The sequence below is a fragment of the Xanthomonas sp. CFBP 8445 genome, from assembly GCF_025666235.1.
Taxonomy (GTDB): domain Bacteria; phylum Pseudomonadota; class Gammaproteobacteria; order Xanthomonadales; family Xanthomonadaceae; genus Xanthomonas_A; species Xanthomonas_A indica.
Genome location: NZ_CP102594.1, coordinates 1,468,318 through 1,484,116, shown reverse-complemented (window position 1 = coordinate 1,484,116; position 15,799 = coordinate 1,468,318). Strand labels below are relative to the sequence as shown.

General features: G+C 70.3%; 12 protein-coding genes. 3 read left to right on the top strand and 9 right to left on the bottom strand.

Annotated features, from left to right (window positions below):
* Window positions 1-32: 32 nt before the first annotated feature.
* Genes NUG21_RS06295 through pilG form a run of 4 tightly spaced genes read right to left on the bottom strand, consistent with a single transcriptional unit; the run spans window position 33 to window position 3,423 of the window.
* Window positions 33-2,069, bottom strand: a complete 2,037-nt coding sequence (locus NUG21_RS06295; RefSeq protein WP_263392584.1) for a methyl-accepting chemotaxis protein — start codon at window positions 2,067-2,069, stop codon at window positions 33-35.
* Between the two features lie 40 nt (window positions 2,070-2,109).
* The gene (locus NUG21_RS06290) at window positions 2,110-2,640 is read right to left on the bottom strand and encodes a chemotaxis protein CheW (protein WP_017910264.1); all 531 of its coding nucleotides are present in this window, start codon (window positions 2,638-2,640) and stop codon (window positions 2,110-2,112) included.
* Window position 2,641: 1 nt separating this feature from the next.
* Window positions 2,642-3,004 carry a response regulator gene (locus NUG21_RS06285; protein WP_010343242.1) on the bottom strand — a complete coding sequence of 121 codons (363 nt, stop codon included), beginning with the start codon at window positions 3,002-3,004 and terminating at the stop codon, window positions 2,642-2,644.
* 17 nt (window positions 3,005-3,021) lie between these two features.
* On the bottom strand, window positions 3,022-3,423 hold the full coding sequence (pilG, locus tag NUG21_RS06280; RefSeq protein WP_003472648.1) for a twitching motility response regulator PilG: 402 nt from the start codon (window positions 3,421-3,423) through the stop codon (window positions 3,022-3,024).
* A 242-nt stretch (window positions 3,424-3,665) separates the two neighbouring features.
* On the opposite strand from pilG, the gene gshB reads away from it, so the two are divergent.
* From gshB to NUG21_RS06265, 3 genes are all read left to right on the top strand, one after another.
* Window positions 3,666-4,616 (top strand): glutathione synthase, encoded by a 951-nt coding sequence (gene gshB, locus NUG21_RS06275; protein WP_263392583.1) that lies wholly within the window; start codon window positions 3,666-3,668, stop codon window positions 4,614-4,616.
* Window positions 4,613-5,494, top strand: a complete 882-nt coding sequence (locus tag NUG21_RS06270; RefSeq protein WP_263392582.1) for an energy transducer TonB family protein — start codon at window positions 4,613-4,615, stop codon at window positions 5,492-5,494. The genes gshB and NUG21_RS06270 overlap by 4 nt, the downstream gene beginning before the upstream one ends.
* Before the next feature lie 393 nt (window positions 5,495-5,887).
* Window positions 5,888-8,896 (top strand): TonB-dependent receptor, encoded by a 3,009-nt coding sequence (locus tag NUG21_RS06265; protein ID WP_263392581.1) that lies wholly within the window; start codon window positions 5,888-5,890, stop codon window positions 8,894-8,896.
* A gap of 59 nt (window positions 8,897-8,955) precedes the next feature.
* Here the strand turns inward: NUG21_RS06265 and NUG21_RS06260 are convergent, their stop codons facing one another.
* From NUG21_RS06260 to mrcB, 5 genes are all read right to left on the bottom strand, one after another.
* Window positions 8,956-9,876, bottom strand: coding sequence for an ADP-ribosylglycohydrolase family protein (locus NUG21_RS06260; RefSeq protein ID WP_263392580.1), 921 nt, complete (start codon window positions 9,874-9,876; stop codon window positions 8,956-8,958).
* Window positions 9,873-10,577, bottom strand: a complete 705-nt coding sequence (gene tsaB / locus NUG21_RS06255) for a tRNA (adenosine(37)-N6)-threonylcarbamoyltransferase complex dimerization subunit type 1 TsaB (protein ID WP_160946493.1) — start codon at window positions 10,575-10,577, stop codon at window positions 9,873-9,875. The genes NUG21_RS06260 and tsaB overlap by 4 nt, the downstream gene beginning before the upstream one ends.
* A 61-nt stretch (window positions 10,578-10,638) precedes the next feature.
* Window positions 10,639-12,642, bottom strand: a complete 2,004-nt coding sequence (locus tag NUG21_RS06250; RefSeq protein WP_263392579.1) for a DNA repair helicase YoaA — start codon at window positions 12,640-12,642, stop codon at window positions 10,639-10,641.
* A gap of 161 nt (window positions 12,643-12,803) precedes the next feature.
* Window positions 12,804-13,325: a tetratricopeptide repeat protein gene (locus NUG21_RS06245; RefSeq protein ID WP_160946495.1), complete on the bottom strand. Its 522-nt coding sequence runs from the start codon at window positions 13,323-13,325 to the stop codon at window positions 12,804-12,806.
* 22 nt (window positions 13,326-13,347) lie between these two features.
* Window positions 13,348-15,780 (bottom strand): penicillin-binding protein 1B, encoded by a 2,433-nt coding sequence (gene mrcB / locus NUG21_RS06240; protein WP_160946496.1) that lies wholly within the window; start codon window positions 15,778-15,780, stop codon window positions 13,348-13,350.
* Window positions 15,781-15,799 lie beyond the last annotated feature (19 nt).

The following is a 15,799-nucleotide window of genomic DNA, read 5'->3' as shown; positions in this document are numbered from 1 at the left end:
TGTGCGCTTCCTTCCACCCGGTTCCGGCCCGCTTACGCCGGCAGCTTGAAGTCGGCGACCGAGCGCCGCAGGTCCGCCGCCAGTTGCGCCAGGCGGCCGATCGATTCGGCGGTCTGTCCCGCGCCCTGCGAGGTCTGTCCGGTGATCTGCCGGATCACGTCCATCGTCTGGGTGATGTCGATCGCCGCCGCCGACTGCTGGTGCGCGGCGATGGAGATGTTCTTGATGAGGGTGTTGAGCGCGTTGGACACACGCTCGATCTCGGTCAGCGCGGTGCCGGCGTCCTCGGCCAGGCGCGCGCCGGACACCACTTCGGAGGTGGTCTGCTCCATCGAGCTGACCGCTTCGTTGGTGTCGGCCTGAATGGTCTGCACCAGACCTTCGATGCGGCGGGTGGCGCCGGAGGTGCGTTCGGCCAGGCGCTGCACTTCGTCGGCGACCAGGGCGAAACCGCGGCCGGCCTCGCCGGCCGAGGCGGCCTGCACCGCGGCGTTGAGCGCCAGGATGTTGGTCTGCTCGGAAATGTCGTTGATCAGTTCCACGATCGAGCCGATCTCCTGGGTCGACTCGCCCAGGCGCTTGATGCGCTTGGAGGTCTCCTGGATCTGGTCGCGGATCTGGTCCATGCCCTGGATGGTCTCGCGGACCACGCCGGCGCCCTCGGCCGCGATCACCACCGAGCGCTGCGCCACTTCCGCCGATTCGGTGGAGTTGCGCGAGACCTGCTCGATGCTGGCGGCGATTTCGTTGATGCGGACCGAGGCCGAACCGATCTGCTCGGCCTGGTGGCCGGCCGCCTCGGCCAGTTGCCGCGCGGTGGCCTGGGTTTCCTCGGTGGACACGGCGACCTTGGCCGAGGTGTCGTTGATGGTGGTCACCAGGTGGCGCAGCTCGTCGACGGCGTAGTTGATCGCGTCGGCGATGGCGCCGGTCATGTCCTCGGTGACCGAGGCCTTGACCGTCAGGTCGCCTTCGCCGAGCGAGCTGATTTCGTCGAGCAGGCGCATGATCGCCTGCTGGTTGCGGCTGTTGTATTCGACCTGGGTCTGCAGGCGGATTTCCTGCTCGCGGCTGCGGCTGCGCACCGTGGTCCAGACGAAACCGATGATCGACAGCAGCGCCAGCAGGCCGGAGATCACGCCCAGCCAGAAGTTCGGGAACCACCGGGTATCGCGGGTGGAACCGAACGCGGAAAACGCATCGAACAGCTTCTTGCTGTCCTCCAGCATCTTGCCCGAGCCGGCGGTCAGCGCCGCAGCGGCGGATTGCGCGGCGAACAGGCTGCGCGAGCTGGCCTGCAGCGCGTCCAGGTCCTTCTTCATTTCGGCCCATTGCGCCTGCGACTGCTCCAGCGCGGCCAAGGCGGCGGCGTTGCGCACCGGAGCGATGCCCAGTTCCTCGTTGCCGTTGCGCAGGCCCTCGAGCATCTGCCCGAACACCACCGAGTCGCGCGCCAGCGCATCGCCGGCGCTGGCGGCGCCGCGGCCGCCGGCGCGCATTTCGGTGACGCGGCGGGCCATGGTGCCGGCCACCACCACCTGCTGCAGGGTGTTGTAGATCTGCGCGGCGGGGGCGCCGCCGACGGTCATCGCGCGCACCACCTCGTTCAACTGCGCCTGCAGCTGCGGCACGCCGCCGACGAAGCGGTCGGCGTTGCCGGCCAGCGCCAGCACCGCCGGTTCGCTGTCCACCACCTGCTGCGCGTTCTTGGCCAGCGGCGCCCAGGTGCCGTTGAGGGTCTGCAACGGCCCGGCCACGCCGGTCTCGCTGGCATAGCGCGCATTGAGCCCGGCGACGGTGCTCTCCACCTTCGCCTTGGTCTGCTTGAACTGCTTGAAGGTCTCGGCGTTGCCGGACACCGCGTCGCGGGCCTGGTTGGCCAGCTGTTGCGACAGCACCTGCAGGTCGGCCGCGCCGGTGCTGGCGCCGGCCAGGCGGTTGCCCTGCCAGGTGGCCACGCCGGTGTTGGCGCCGAACACGACCAGCGACAGCGCCAGCAGGCCCAGCCAGAAACTCGTGCCCACGCTGCCGAGCTTGCTGGCCTTGCGGGCGTCCGGAGCAGTACTCATGATGCGACCTCGGTCTTCGATGCGGAGGCAGCGCGCGCGCTCAGGCGGCGGCTTGCCGGAATTCGGGAGTGCGCGACAGCAGCGACAGCGAGAACACGCCCCAGTCCTGGGCGTCGCCGCGGAAGGCGCGGTCGATGAAGTGCGCGTAGCGGCCCTGGGCCAGATCGCCCGGCTCCACCGCCTGCGCCTCGGTGAAACTGCGCTGGCCGAACAGCTCGTCGATGGTCAGGGCCACGTCGCCGCCGCTCTGGCGCATGATCAGCACGCGCTGGCCTTCCTGCAGCGCGGTGCGCTCGCCTTCCAGGAACTGCTTCAGGTCGACCACCGGGAACAGGTTGCCGCGCAGGTTGCCCACGCCCAGCAGCCACGGCTGCGCGCCCGGCACCGGGGTGACCGGCGGCATGCGCACGATTTCCACCACTTCGCGGAAGTCCGAGACCAGGTGGCGCTTGCCGACGCGGTAGCCGACCCCGCGCCAGACGTCGTCGTCGAAGGCGCGTTCGGGCATCTGCACGGCGTGCGCCAGGCTGCGCCGCTCGTAGGCCTCGAGGATGTCGAAGGGCGAGCGCATGTCAGCCCACCAGCTGGTTGATGCGGGCGATCAGTTCGTCTTCCCGCGGCGGCTTGACGATGTAGTCGGTGGCGCCCTGGCGCATGCCCCAGACCTTGTCGGTCTCCATGCTCTTGGTGCTGATGATCAGCACCGGGATGTGCCGGGTGGCCTCGTCGCGCGACAGCGCGCGGGTGGCCTGGAAGCCGCTCATGCCCGGCAGCACCACGTCCATCAGCACCAGGCTCGGCGCCTGCTCGCGCACCAGCTTGATCCCGTCCTCCGCATTGTCGGTGGACAGGACCTGGTGCCCGGCTTTTTCCAGCCATTGCGTGAACACCGCCCGGTCGGTCGGTGAGTCCTCGATCAACAAGATACGGGCCATGCTGCCTTTCCCCCTGGTCAGGCGTTGACGTATGTACGGATCGCGCCCAGCAGCTCTTCGCGTGTAAAGGGTTTGGTGAGGTACTGCTCGGACCCGACGATGCGCCCGCGCGCCTTGTCGAACAGGCCGTCCTTGGAGGACAGCATGATCACCGGCGTGGCCTTGAACAGCTGGTTGCCTTTGATCAGCGCGCAGGTCTGATAGCCGTCCAGCCGCGGCATCATGATGTCCACGAAGATGATCTGCGGCTGCTGGTCGGCGATCTTGGCCAGGGCCTCGAAGCCGTCGGTGGCCGTCACCACTTCGCACCCTTCGCGCTTCAGCAACGTTTCGGCGGTACGACGGATTGTTTTCGAATCGTCGATCACCATCACCCGCAAGCCTGCGAGTTCCCCACCCGCAGTCGTGTTTTCACTCATCACTTGCCCCCAAGCGCGCGACGCTTCATCGGATCCGGCTTCGCTGCGAAACGCCATGTATCCCAAGACCCGCTGCGACTGTCAAGGCCGCCGCTGCCGGTCTGCGTTGAACCACGTAACAGCACAAACTATGTCACAGTTTGGCGGATCACGTGCGACACCGCGCGGCCGCGGCCAGCACCCGGTGCGCGGCGCCCCCGCCGACCCGCTACCATCTTCCGCTCAGTCTCTCAGGTGCCCCCATGCCGTTCGATGTCATCGTGGTGATGGATCCCATCGCCAGCATCAAGATCGCCAAAGACACGACCTTCGCGATGCTGCTGGAAGCGCAGCGCCGCGGGCACCGCCTGCACTACGTGCGCCCCGGCGGGTTGACCCTGCGCGACGGCCGTGCGCTGGCCCAGGCCGCGCCGCTGCGGGTGCGCGACGACAAGGCCGGCTGGTTCGAGCTGGACGCCTTCGCCGAACTGGCGTTCGGCCCCGGCCAGGTCGTGCTGATGCGCAAGGACCCGCCGTTCGATGCGGAGTTCCTGTACGACACCCACGTGCTGAGCGTGGCCCAGCGCGCCGGCGCGCAGGTGGTCAACGACCCGCAGGGCCTGCGCGACTTCAACGAGAAGCTGGCCGCCCTGCTGTTCCCGCAATGCTGCCCGCCGACCCTGGTGAGCCGCGACGCCGCCACGCTGAAGGCCTTCGTGCTCGAGCACGGCCAGGCGGTGCTGAAGCCGCTGGACGGCATGGGCGGGCGCTCGATCTTCCGCAGCGGCACCGGCGACCCCAACCTCAACGTGATCCTGGAGACGCTGACCGACGGCGGCCGCAAGCTGGCCCTGGCGCAGCGCTTCATCCCGGACATCAGCGCCGGCGACAAGCGCATCCTGCTGGTGGACGGCGTGGCGGTGGACTACTGCCTGGCGCGGATCCCGCAGGGCGACGAGTTCCGCGGCAACCTGGCCGCCGGCGGCCGCGGCGAAGGCCGCCCGCTGAGCGAGCGCGACCGCTGGATCGCTGCCCAGGTCGGCCCGGAGATCAAGCGGCGCGGCATGCGCTTCGTCGGCCTGGACGTGATCGGCGACTACCTCACCGAGGTCAACGTCACCAGCCCCACCTGCGTGCGCGAGCTGGACGCGCAGTTCGGGCTGAACATCGCCGGGCTGCTGTTCGACGCCATCGAGGCCTACCCGGCGCGATGAGCGCGGCGGCCGCGACGCCCGCGCCGCGCATCGGCGAGCGCGAACGGCTCAGCGCCACCCTGGTGCTGTCGCTGATCGTGCACGGCCTGCTGATCCTGGGCGTGGGTTTCGCGATCAACGACGATGCGCCGCTGGTGCCGACCCTGGACGTGATCTTCAGCCAGACCAGCACCCCGCTGACGCCGAAGCAGGCCGACTTCCTGGCCCAAGCCAACCAGCAGGGCGGCGGCAACCACGACACCCCCCAGCGCCCGCGCGACAGCCAGCCGGGCGTGGTGCCGCAGCGCCAGGACGGCCTGGCCCCGCAGGCGCTGCGCGCACAGACCGCGGCCGCCGCGCCGGAGCCGACCCCGCGCGTGGTCAGCAGCGCGCGCGGCGAGCAGCCGCTGCCGGTGGCACAGACCCAGCCGCGCACCGACGACCCACAGCGGCCGGTGGACGCCCAGCGCGAACAGCGCGATGCGGAGATGGCGCGGCTGGCCGCCGAGGTGCACCTGCGCTCGGAGCAATATGCCAAGCGCCCCAACCGCAAGTTCGTCTCCGCCAGCACCCGCGAATACGCCTACGCCAACTACCTGCGCGCCTGGGTCGACCGCGCCGAGCGCGTCGGCAATCTCAACTACCCCGATGAAGCGCGGCGGCGCCGGCTCGGCGGCCAGGTGGTGATCAGCGTCGGCGTGCGCCGCGACGGCAGCCTGGAGAGCAGCCGCATCCTGCGCTCCAGCGGCGTGCCGATGCTCGATGCCGCCGCGTTGCGGATCGTGCAACTGGCGCAGCCGTTCCCGCCGCTGCCGCGCACCGACGACAACATCGACATCCTGCAGGTCACCCGCACCTGGGTGTTCCTGCCCGGCGGCAGTCTGGTGGACGACCGCTGAGCGTAGAGCAGATCAGCCCCTCTCCCACCGGGAGAGGAGTTGGGGTGAGGGTGCGGTGCCACGCAGCGCCTGGTGATAGCAAACAGGTAGAGGCTGCGCCCGACCCTCATCCGCCCCTTCGGGGCACCTTCTCCCGAGGGGAGAAGGAAAGGCGCTAGCCCCTCTCCCCTCGGGAGAGGGGTTGGGGTGAGGGTCCGGCCGCCATGGAGCACCTGGCGGCAAGGGACATAACCATTGGTGCCGCCGACATAACGACGCGGCATTTCTGTGATGGCGTCCCATTAAGGTTAATGGAGCGGGGGAACGTTACCGCGCACATCGCATCATCCAGGACGGGCGGATTCGAGTCGGCGCGGCGTGTCCCCGCCCCACCACCACCCGAGCCGCCCCCGCATGCACAACCACCGCTCCCTCCGCAGGCCCGCCCTGCTCGCCCTGCTCGCCCTGGCACTGAGTGCCGCCCTCGCCCTCCCGCCGGCCCAGGCCCAGTCCACCACCGGCGCCGTCGCCGGCCAGGCGCCGGCCGAGACCCAGCGCATCCTGGTCCGCAGCGACAGCGGCCTCAGCCGCGAGGTCACCGTCGACGCGCGCGGCCGCTACAGCATCGGCCAGTTGCCGTTGGGCACTTACACCATCATCGCCAAGGGCGCCGACGGCAGCGTGCTGGGCAGCCGCGACGGCGTCGGCCTCACCGTCGGCGGCGTCACCGAGGTCTCCTTCGCCCCGGTCACCACCAGCCTGGCCGGCGTCCAGGTCAGCGCCGACCGCGCCGCCGCCGCGATCGACGTGAGCAGCGTGGACTCGCGCACGGTGATCAATGCCGAACAGCTGCAGCGCCTGCCGCTGGGCCGCTCGGCGGAGGCCATCGCGCAACTGGCGCCGGGCGTGGCCGGCAACAGCGGCAGCGGCACCTACATCGGCCCGACCGGCGCGCAGCTGCTCAGCTTCGGCGGCTCTTCGGCCGCGGAGAACGCCTATTACATCAACGGCTTCAATACCACCGACCCGCTGCGCGGCCTGGGCGGGCTGACCCTGCCCTACGGCAGCATCGACCAGTTGGAGGTCTACACCGGCGGCTACAGCGCCAAGTACGGCCGGTCCGACGGCGGCGTGATCAATGCCGTGGGCAAGCGCGGCAGCAACGCATGGCATTTCGGCGGCCAGGCGAGCTGGGAACCGGACGGCCTGCGCTCCGCACCGAAGGACGTGTATGCACCCGGCAACGGCGCGCTGTACCGGCCTGACAGCAAGAACGGCTCCACCCTCAGCACCCAGAGCATCTACGCCGGCGGCCCGCTGATCCAGGACCGGCTGTTCTTCTTCGGCGCCTACGAACTGCAACGGCAGGACGGCGACCGCTTCTACGGCGCGCGCGAGACCACGCCGGGGCCGTACTACTACGACTACCAGTACCGCCGGCCGAGCTGGTACGCCAAGCTCGACTGGAACATCAGCGACAGCCAACTGTTGGAGATCACCGGCGCCTCGAGCCGCTACGTCACCCGCGGCACGTACTCCCAGTACAGCGGGCGCGACATCGGCGCCCTGCGCGGCGCCGCCGACACCACCAAGACCGGCGGCGACCTGTGGAGCGCCAAGTACACCGGCTACCTCACCGATCGCCTGACCTTCAGCGCGCTGTACGGCCAGCAGCGCACCGACGACTACAGCGGCAATCCCAGCTACAACGGCGCGCTGACCTACATTTCCAGCCCGAGCTTCCAGAACCCGGCCTACACCGGCGGTACCCCGATCACCAATGCGCAGACCACCTCGCTGCTGGTCGACCCCGCGCGCGGCAACCGCACCGACAACCTGCGCCTGGATCTGAACTACGCCCTCGGCGCGCACAGCATCACCATCGGCATCGACAACCAGAACGCACGCGCGCTCAACCGCGGCTCGGTGGCCTCGGGCGATGGCTACTACTGGATCTACGGCCAGGCCAGCCCCAACGTGCCGATCAACACCGGGCTCGGCGTGCCGGCCACCGGCGGTTTCCCCAACGGCCAGGACGGCTACTACGTGCGCAAGTACATCTACAGCGCGCTGGCCTCGGTGCGCTCGGCGCAGCGCGCGCAGTACGTGGAGGACAACTGGCAGGTGACGGACCGGCTGCTGCTCAACCTCGGCCTGCGCCTGGACCAGTTCACCAACTACAACCGCGACGGCGCGCCGTACATCAAGCAGACCAGCGGGCAATGGGCGCCGCGACTGGGCTTCAGCTGGGACGTCGACGGCGATGCGCGCTTCAAGGTCTACGGCAACGCCGGCCGCTACTACCTGGCGCTGCCGCTGAACCCGGCGTTCAACGCCGCCGGCGCCACCCTGGCGACGTCGACCTACTACACCTACGGCGGCATCGACGCCAACGGCTATCCCACCGGCCTGACCCAGATCTCCGGCGCGGTCTCGGCCAACAACAACTACGGCATCCTGCCCGATCCCAAGACCGTCGCCACGCAAGGCATCAAGCCCTCGTTCCAGGACGAGTTCATCCTCGGCTTCACCAAGGCCTGGGGCGACAGCTGGGTCTACGGCGCCAAGGGCACCTACCGCGTCCTGCGCAGCGGCGTGGACGACTATTGCGACAGCGATACCGTGTTCGCCGCCGCCGCGGCGCAAGGGCACACGGTGACCCTGGCCAGCAATCCGGTCAGCTGCTGGCTGATCAATCCGGGCCGGGCCAACACCTTCACCCTGGTCGACACCTCGGGCAACTACGTCAAGGTGCCGCTGAGCAACGCGCAGTTCGGCTTCCCGGCGTTCAAGCGCAACTACTACGGGCTCAACCTGTCGCTGGAGCATCCCTTCGACCAACGCTGGTACGGCCGCCTCGACTACACCTGGTCGCGCAGCTACGGCACCACCGAGGGCCAGTTGCTGTCGGGCATCGGCCAGACTGCGGTGTCCACCACCCAGGCCTGGGACTATGCGCAGCTGATGGAGCACACCAACGGCCCGCAGAGCAACGACCACACCCATCAATTCAAGTTCTACGGCTACTACCAGATCAATCCCGCGTGGCTGGTGTCGGCCAACTTCAAGCTGATCTCCGGCTCGCCGTTCAGCGCGCTTGGCTCCTACGGCCCCGACCACACGGACCCCTCCGGCTATGGCACGGACTATCACTTCTACCAGGGCCAGCCGGCGCCCCCGGGCAGCCAGGGCCGCCTGCCGTGGCTGCAGCAGTTGGATCTCGGGGTGTCGTGGCGACCGGCCTATGCCGACCGCAAACTGGCTTTCAGCCTGGACGTGTTCAACGTCTTCAACGGCCAGGCCACGCTGTGGAAGTACCCCTACTCGGAGTCGGACCCGGGCAACCCGGACCCGGTATACGGCGCGGCCCTGCTGCGCCAGTCGCCGCGTTCGCTGCGCCTGAGCGTCAGCTACGACTACTGACCCGCTGCGCAGCAAACCCAACGACGCCGGCCAGGCATGGCCGGCGTCCGCGTCAGCCTTCAGCCGCCAACACTGGCGGCCTGCAGCCGGTCGGCCAGCGCCACGATCTCCGCTGCATCCTGCACGCGCGCGCGCCAGGCCGCGGGAATGCCGTCGATGCCATAGAAGGCGCCGGCCAGCTGGCCGCAGATCGCCGCGGTGGTGTCGGCGTCGTCGCCCAGGTTGGCCGCGCGCAGCACCGCGTCGGCGAAGCACTCGGTGGTCGCGAAACACCACAGCGCCGCCGACAGCGCATCGACCACGTAGCCGGTGCCGCGGATCTGCGCCGCCGGCACCGCCGCATGGTCGCGGACGGCCAGCGCACGCAAGGCCGGGGTCTGCATCGGCGGCGCGCCCGTCGGCTGCAGCACCTGCGCACGGCCCTCGCCCAGCAACGCGGCACGCAACTGGAAGGCGAACAGCCGGCTGGCGTCCAGCACCTCGGCCGCAGCGTGCGTGGTGCGCGAACTGTCGGCGGCACGCGCGGCCAGTGCGTCGGGCCGCTGCGCGTAGAACATCGCCACCGGCGCCAGCCGCATCAGTGCGCCGTTGCCGGCCGCGCGGGGGTCGTCGCTGCCGCTGAATGCCGGCCCGCCCTGCAGATAACGCTCCAGCGCGGCGCGCACCGTATTGCCGATGTCGAAGCACGTGCCGGTGCTGCTCATGTAGCCGTGCCGGTACCAGTTGCAGTAGCGGTTCATCTGGTCGGCGGCGTCGAAGCCCTGCCGGTACAGCAGGCTGTGCGCCAGGCACAGCGCCATCGAGGTGTCGTCGGTCCACTGCCCCGGCTGCAGCTCGAACGGGCCGCCGCCGACCATGTCGTCGATCGGCGTAAAGCTGCCGGGCGCCTTGAATTCCAGGGCGGTCCCCAGCGCGTCGCCCACCGCCAGCCCCAGCAGGCACCCGCGGAAGCGGTCGCCGGGCGTCACCGCGACGCTCATCGTGCGGCCCGCTGCGCCTGTTGCTCGGCCAGGGTCAGGGCGACGTTGTCGCGCAGGTACGCCGGTTCGGCGCGTTCCGGCGCGATCGCCTCGCCGCGCGCGTACGCGGCCGCGGCCAGGGTCAGCACGTCGGCGGCATGCGGCAGCGCCTGCGCGTCGGCGCTGCGCCAGTGCGCGCCGAAGCGGCGCTGCAAGGTGCCATCGACCGCGGCCAGTCCGGTGCCGACCGCGGCCCAGGCCGCTTCAGGTTCCGGCAGCGCGAAGGCCTCCGGACTCAGCACCTGCTCGGCGGTCAGCGCCTGCAGGCCGCCATCGGCCTGCCGCGCGTAGGCCGCGGTGTATACCTCGCCCATGCGCGCATCGATCGCCGCCAGCACCCGCGGCGCATCGGCCGGCGCGCGCAGCGCCAGCACCTGCAGCGTGGACACCGGCAGCACCGGCAGGTCCAGGGCCAGGGCGATGCCCTGCGCGACCGCGATCGCCAGGCGCACCCCGGTGAACGCGCCGGGGCCGCGGCTGAAGGCCACCGCATCGAGCTGGCGGCGGCCGATGCCGGCCTCGCTCAGCAACTGCTCGGCCCAGGGCAGCGCCAGTTCGGCATGCCGCCGCGGCGCCAGTTCGAAGCGCTCCAGCACGCGGTCGCCGACCAGCACGGCGACGGAGCAGGCTTCGGTGGAGGTTTCGAAGGCGAGGAGATTCATTGAGAAGCCGGGAGTGGGGATTCGGGAGTGGGGATTCGCAAAAGCAGGAGCGGCGCGGCGGCTAGTCGGATGGCGACAGGCCGGCCTCGGGATTATCGCCCAGCGGCGGGGCCTCGGCGGCGAAGAACTGGCGGACGTCCTCCACGTCGCGGGTGCGGGCGAACGGCGGCAGCGATTCCAGGAAGGTGCGGCCATAGGACTTGGACAGCAGGCGCGGGTCGCACAGCACCAGCACGCCGCGGTCGCGCTCGCTGCGGATCAGGCGGCCCACGCCCTGCTTGAGCGCAATCACCGCCTGCGGCAACTGCTCGTCGCGGAACGGGTTGCCGCCGTCGCGGCGGATCGCCTCCAGGCGCGCTTCGAACACCGGATCGTCGGGCGCGGCGAACGGCAGTTTGTCGATCACCACCACGCTCAACGCATCGCCGACCACGTCCACGCCCTCGCGGAAGCTGGCCGAGCCGAGCAGCACGCCGTTGCCGGAGGCGCGGAAGCGCTGCAACAGGGTCGCGCGTGGCGCCTCGCCCTGCACGAACAGCGGCCAGGGTCCGTCGCGCAGTGCTTCGGCCGCCTCGCGCAGCGCGCGGTGCGAGGCGAACAGCAGGAAGGCGCGCCCTTGCGAGGCCTCCAGCACCGGCTGCAGCGCGGCGATCAACGCCGTGCCGAAGCCGCGCGCCGCCGGATCGGGCAGCGCCGGCAGGTAGCACAGCGCCTGCCGCGCCCAATCGAACGGGCTGGGCTGCAGCAAGGTCATCGGGTCGCTCAGGCCCAGGCGCGTGGCGATGTGCTCGAACTCGCCCTTCACCGCCAGCGTCGCCGAGGTGAACACCCAGGCCGCGTGCGACGCCTCGCGATGCGCGCGCAGCGGCCCGGACACGTCCAGCGGCGTGCGCTGGCAGCGGAAGCCGCGCGGCGTCAACTCGTACCACAGCACGTCGTTGGACGGCGCGTCCGGTTCCGGCTCGGCCTCGAAATCCGGAATCGGCGCATCCTCGCCGAGCCAGCGGCCCAGCCGCGTGCGCAGTTCGCGCGCGCGCGCCGCGCAGGCGTCGAAGCCGGGAGAGGCCTCGCGCAGCACCGCCAGCGGTTCCTGCAGCCGCACCAGATCGGCCAGCAGCGCGTCGAAGCCGTCGCGCACCTGCGGCTTGGCCAGCAGCCGCCACTGCGTACCGCGCGCCGGCAGCCCTTCCATCGCCGCACGCAATTCGCGCAGGGTCTGTTCCAGCGCCTGCGCCGGCGCCTGCAGGCTGGCCAGCGCACCGGCGACATTCCGGCTCTCGGCCAGGCAATCGCGCACCAGCTCCTGCAGCGGGCGCATGCCGAAGCCTTCGCCGAAAAAGTTCGCCGCCAGTTCCGGCAACTGGTGCGCCTCGTCGATCACGAAGGCCTGCGCGCCGGGCAGTATCTCGCCGAAGCCTTCCTGCTTCAGCGCCAGGTCGGCCAGCAGCAGGTGATGGTTGACCACCACCAGGTCGGCCGCCTGCGCGCGCTGCCGCGCCTGCACCACGAAGCACTCGCCCCAGAACGGACACTCGGTGCCCAGGCAGTTGTCCACGGTGGAGGTGACCAGCGGCAGCAGCGGCGAATCGTCGGCCAGCGCGTCCAGCTCGGCGATATCGCCGAAACGGGTGCGCCCGCTCCAGGCGACGATGCGCTGGAACTGCGCGACCTGCTCGCGCGCGGTGAACCGCGGCTCGCCGCGGGCCTGCTGCAGGCGGTACTTGCACAGGTAGTTGGCACGGCCCTTCAGCAGCGCACTGCTCAGGCCCACGCCCAGCGCCGCCCGCACGCGCGGCAGATCGCGGTGGTAGAGCTGGTCCTGCAGCGCGCGGGTGCCGGTGGAGACGATGGTCTTCAACCCCGACAGCAGCGCCGGCACCAGATACGCATAGGTCTTGCCGGTGCCGGTGCCGGCCTCGGCCAGCAGCACGTCGCGCTGCTCGAACGCCTCGGCGATCGCCGCGGTCAACCGCAATTGCGCCGGCCGCGGCACGAACGCATCGAGCTGGCGCGCAAGCGCACCGCCTTCGCTGAGCGCTTCGGTGCTTGCGTGAGCTAACGACATGGGAATGGGGAGTCGGGAATAGGGAATGGTTGGAGCAGCAGCGCTACCAGCTCACTGTTATTGCCGCCGGCAGAGCGGGAAGACCGAACGCCGCCAGGGTGACGAGCCGCCAGAAACGCAGCTTTTACCCATTCCCAATCCCAACTCCCCAATCCCCGCCCTCAGTACCTCTTGATCCCCGGCACCGTGCACCCCGCGATCTGGGCGTGCGCCGAGGCGGCGTTTTCCTTCTGCCCGCGGGCCAGGCGTGCCTGTTCGATGGTCGCCCAATGGCGACGGCACAGCGGGCCGGTCTGCGAGCCCAGGTCGATGGCGCGCTTGGCGAAGGCTTCGGCCTGCGCATCGTCCTTCTGCAGCAGCGCCACTTCGGCGCGGTCCTGCAACAGCGCCGGGTCGTCCGGCACCAGCTTCAGCGCCTGGTCCAGGGCCGCGGCGGCGCCGGCCAGGTCGCCGGCGGTGCGCTTGCGCTTGGCGCTCTCGCGCAGGTCCTCCACTTCCGGATCGCGCAGCGGCTGCACGCTCAGTTCGGTGTCGTCGGCACCGCCGCTGGCGTCGATGGCGGCGAGGCGCTGCGCCGGCGTGGTGGTGTCCACCGGCGCGGCCGGGGGCGGCGGCGGCGGCGCGCTGACGCAGGAGGCGAGCAGCAGGCTGAGGGCGGCGATGGCGGGAAGACGTGGGGTCATGAGCGGTATCCGGATCCGGGAATCAATGCGCCGGCGGCGGTGCGGCCGCGTCGGCAGGCGGGTCTTTCTTCTTGTCCAGGCCGAACCAGCTGCGCCAGCCGCCGCCCTGGTGCTCGCCCTCGGCGGGCGCGGCTTCTTCCGGCAGCGCCTGCGGCGGCGTGCACGCGGCGTACGCCGGCACGAAGCCGACCACGAACGGGAACTGGCGCGCGCCGGGGCATGTCGCGTCGGTGCTGTTGTACCCCACCGGGTCCATCCACTGCCAGTCGATGCCCTTGCCCTGCACCTGCAGCGGCGCGCTCGGCAGCCGCGAGAAGATGCCCGACCACACCCGCATCGCACCGGTGGCGCCGTACAGGCCGGTCTGCTTGTTCTGGTCGTTGCCGATCCAGATCACCGCCAGGTGATCGCCGGTGTAGCCGGCGTACCAGCTGTCCACGCCGTCGTTGCTGGTGCCGGTCTTGCCGGCTGGCGACAGCTTGCCCAGGCCGTCGCTGAGCAGTTGCCGCGCGGTGCCGTTGCTGACCACCTGCTGCAGCGCCATGCCGACCAGGTTGGCGGCGATGGAGTCGCCCTCCTGCGCCGGCGCCGGGGTCTTGTCGTAACGCTTGAGCAGCTTGCCCTGCGGATCGAGCACGCCGCGCACCGCATGCAACGGCTGGATCTCGCCGCCGGAGGCCAGGAACTGGTACAGCTGCGCCATCGCGTACGGGCTCTGGTCGGTAGCGCCGAGGATCAGCGAGGGATTGACCTCGGCCTCGATGCCGGCCAGCACCTTCACCAGTTGCGCCACGCGCTCCGGCCCGACCTGCATGCCGACCCGCACCGTGGCCTGGTTGTAGGAATGCGCCAGCGCATCGACCACGCGCACGGTGCCGTGACTGCGGCCATCGGAATTGCCCGGGCTCCAGGTGCGGCCGCGGCCCAGTTGCACGGTGACCGGCGTGTCGTCGACCCAGCTGGCCAGCGAAAAACGGTCCGGCTGCGCCAGCGCCAGCAGGTACACGAACGGCTTGAGCAGCGAACCGACCTGGCGCTGCGCCTCGATCGCGCGGTTGAAGCCGGGCTGGGCCACGTCGCGGCTGCCGACCACCGCCAGCACCTCGCCGTTGTGGGTGTCGGTGAGCACCAGCCCCGCCTGCAGGGGCGGGCGCTTCTTGTTGGTTTCCAGCGCGGTGATGGTGCGCGTGACCGCGCCCTCGGCATAGGCCTGCGCCGACGGCGACATGCCGGTGAGCACGCTCAGGCCGGCGCCCTGCAGCGCGCTTTCGGGGTAATCGCGCGCCAGTTGGCGCCGCACCAGGTCGACATAGGCGGGGAAGCGGTTGGCGGCGACCAGGCCGGGTTCGGCCGGCACGCCCAGCGGCGCGGCCAGCGCCTTGCGGTAGGTGGGTTCGTCGATCAGCTCGCTCTCGCGCAGCTTGCCCAGCACGAAGTTGCGCCGGTCCAGTGCGCGCTCGGGGTAGCGCCGCGGGTCGTAGTAGGACGGCCCCTTGACCAGGCCGATCAGCAGCGCCACCTGCTCCGGGGCCAGCGCATCGAGTTCGCGGCCGAACCAGAACTCCGCACCGGACGCGACACCATGCACCGCCTGGCTGCCGCGCTGGCCCAGGTACACCTGGTTCAGATACGCCTCCAGGATGGTGCGCTTGTCGTAGCGCGCCTCCATGATCAGCGCGTACAGGATCTCGTTGAACTTGCGGGTGACCGTCTGTTCCTTGCCGATGCCGAGCAGGCCGCTACGCGCCAGCTGCTGGGTCAGGGTACTGGCGCCCTGCCGACTCTTGCCGCCGGAGCGCACCATCACCCAGGCCGCGCGGACCATGCCGCTCAGGTCGATGCCGTGGTGCGAATTGAAGTCGCGGTCCTCGACCGCCTGCAAGCCGGTGACCAGCAGTTCCGGCACCTCGTCCACGCGCACCAGGCGCCGCTCTTCCTGCTTCTGCCCGTACAGCGTGGCGATGCGCGCCGGATCCAGCCGCGCGGCCTTGAGCGACTTGCGCGTCTGCGCATCGCGCAGCGCCACCACGCGGCCGCCGGCCAGGCCGACCTCGATGCGCCGCGGCGCGACCCGCCCGTCGACGTCGACGTAGCCGCGGCTGGCGATGGTGAAGCGGCTGCCGTCCTGCTGATAGCTGCCGGGGCGCTCGGCACCGGCGTCGGCGCGATAGCTGGCTGCATCCAGTTCGGTCTTCAGCGTCTGCGGGTCCATCGCCGTGTCCGGCGCCAGCACCAGCGGGCGCGCGTAGACACGGGTGGGGATCTGCCAGCGCAGTTCGCCGAAACGCTGGGTGACCTGTTTGTTCAGATAGACCGTGTACGGAATCAGGAAGCCCAGGCCGAGTGCGGCGGCCGCCAGGCCCCAGGTGAGCAGGCGCCGGCGCCATACCGCGGCGGGGCTGTCCAGGGCGTCGTCCTGATCGTCGGTGTCGTGATCGTCGTAGCGTCGGGGCACGGGAATGCGAGAATGTAAA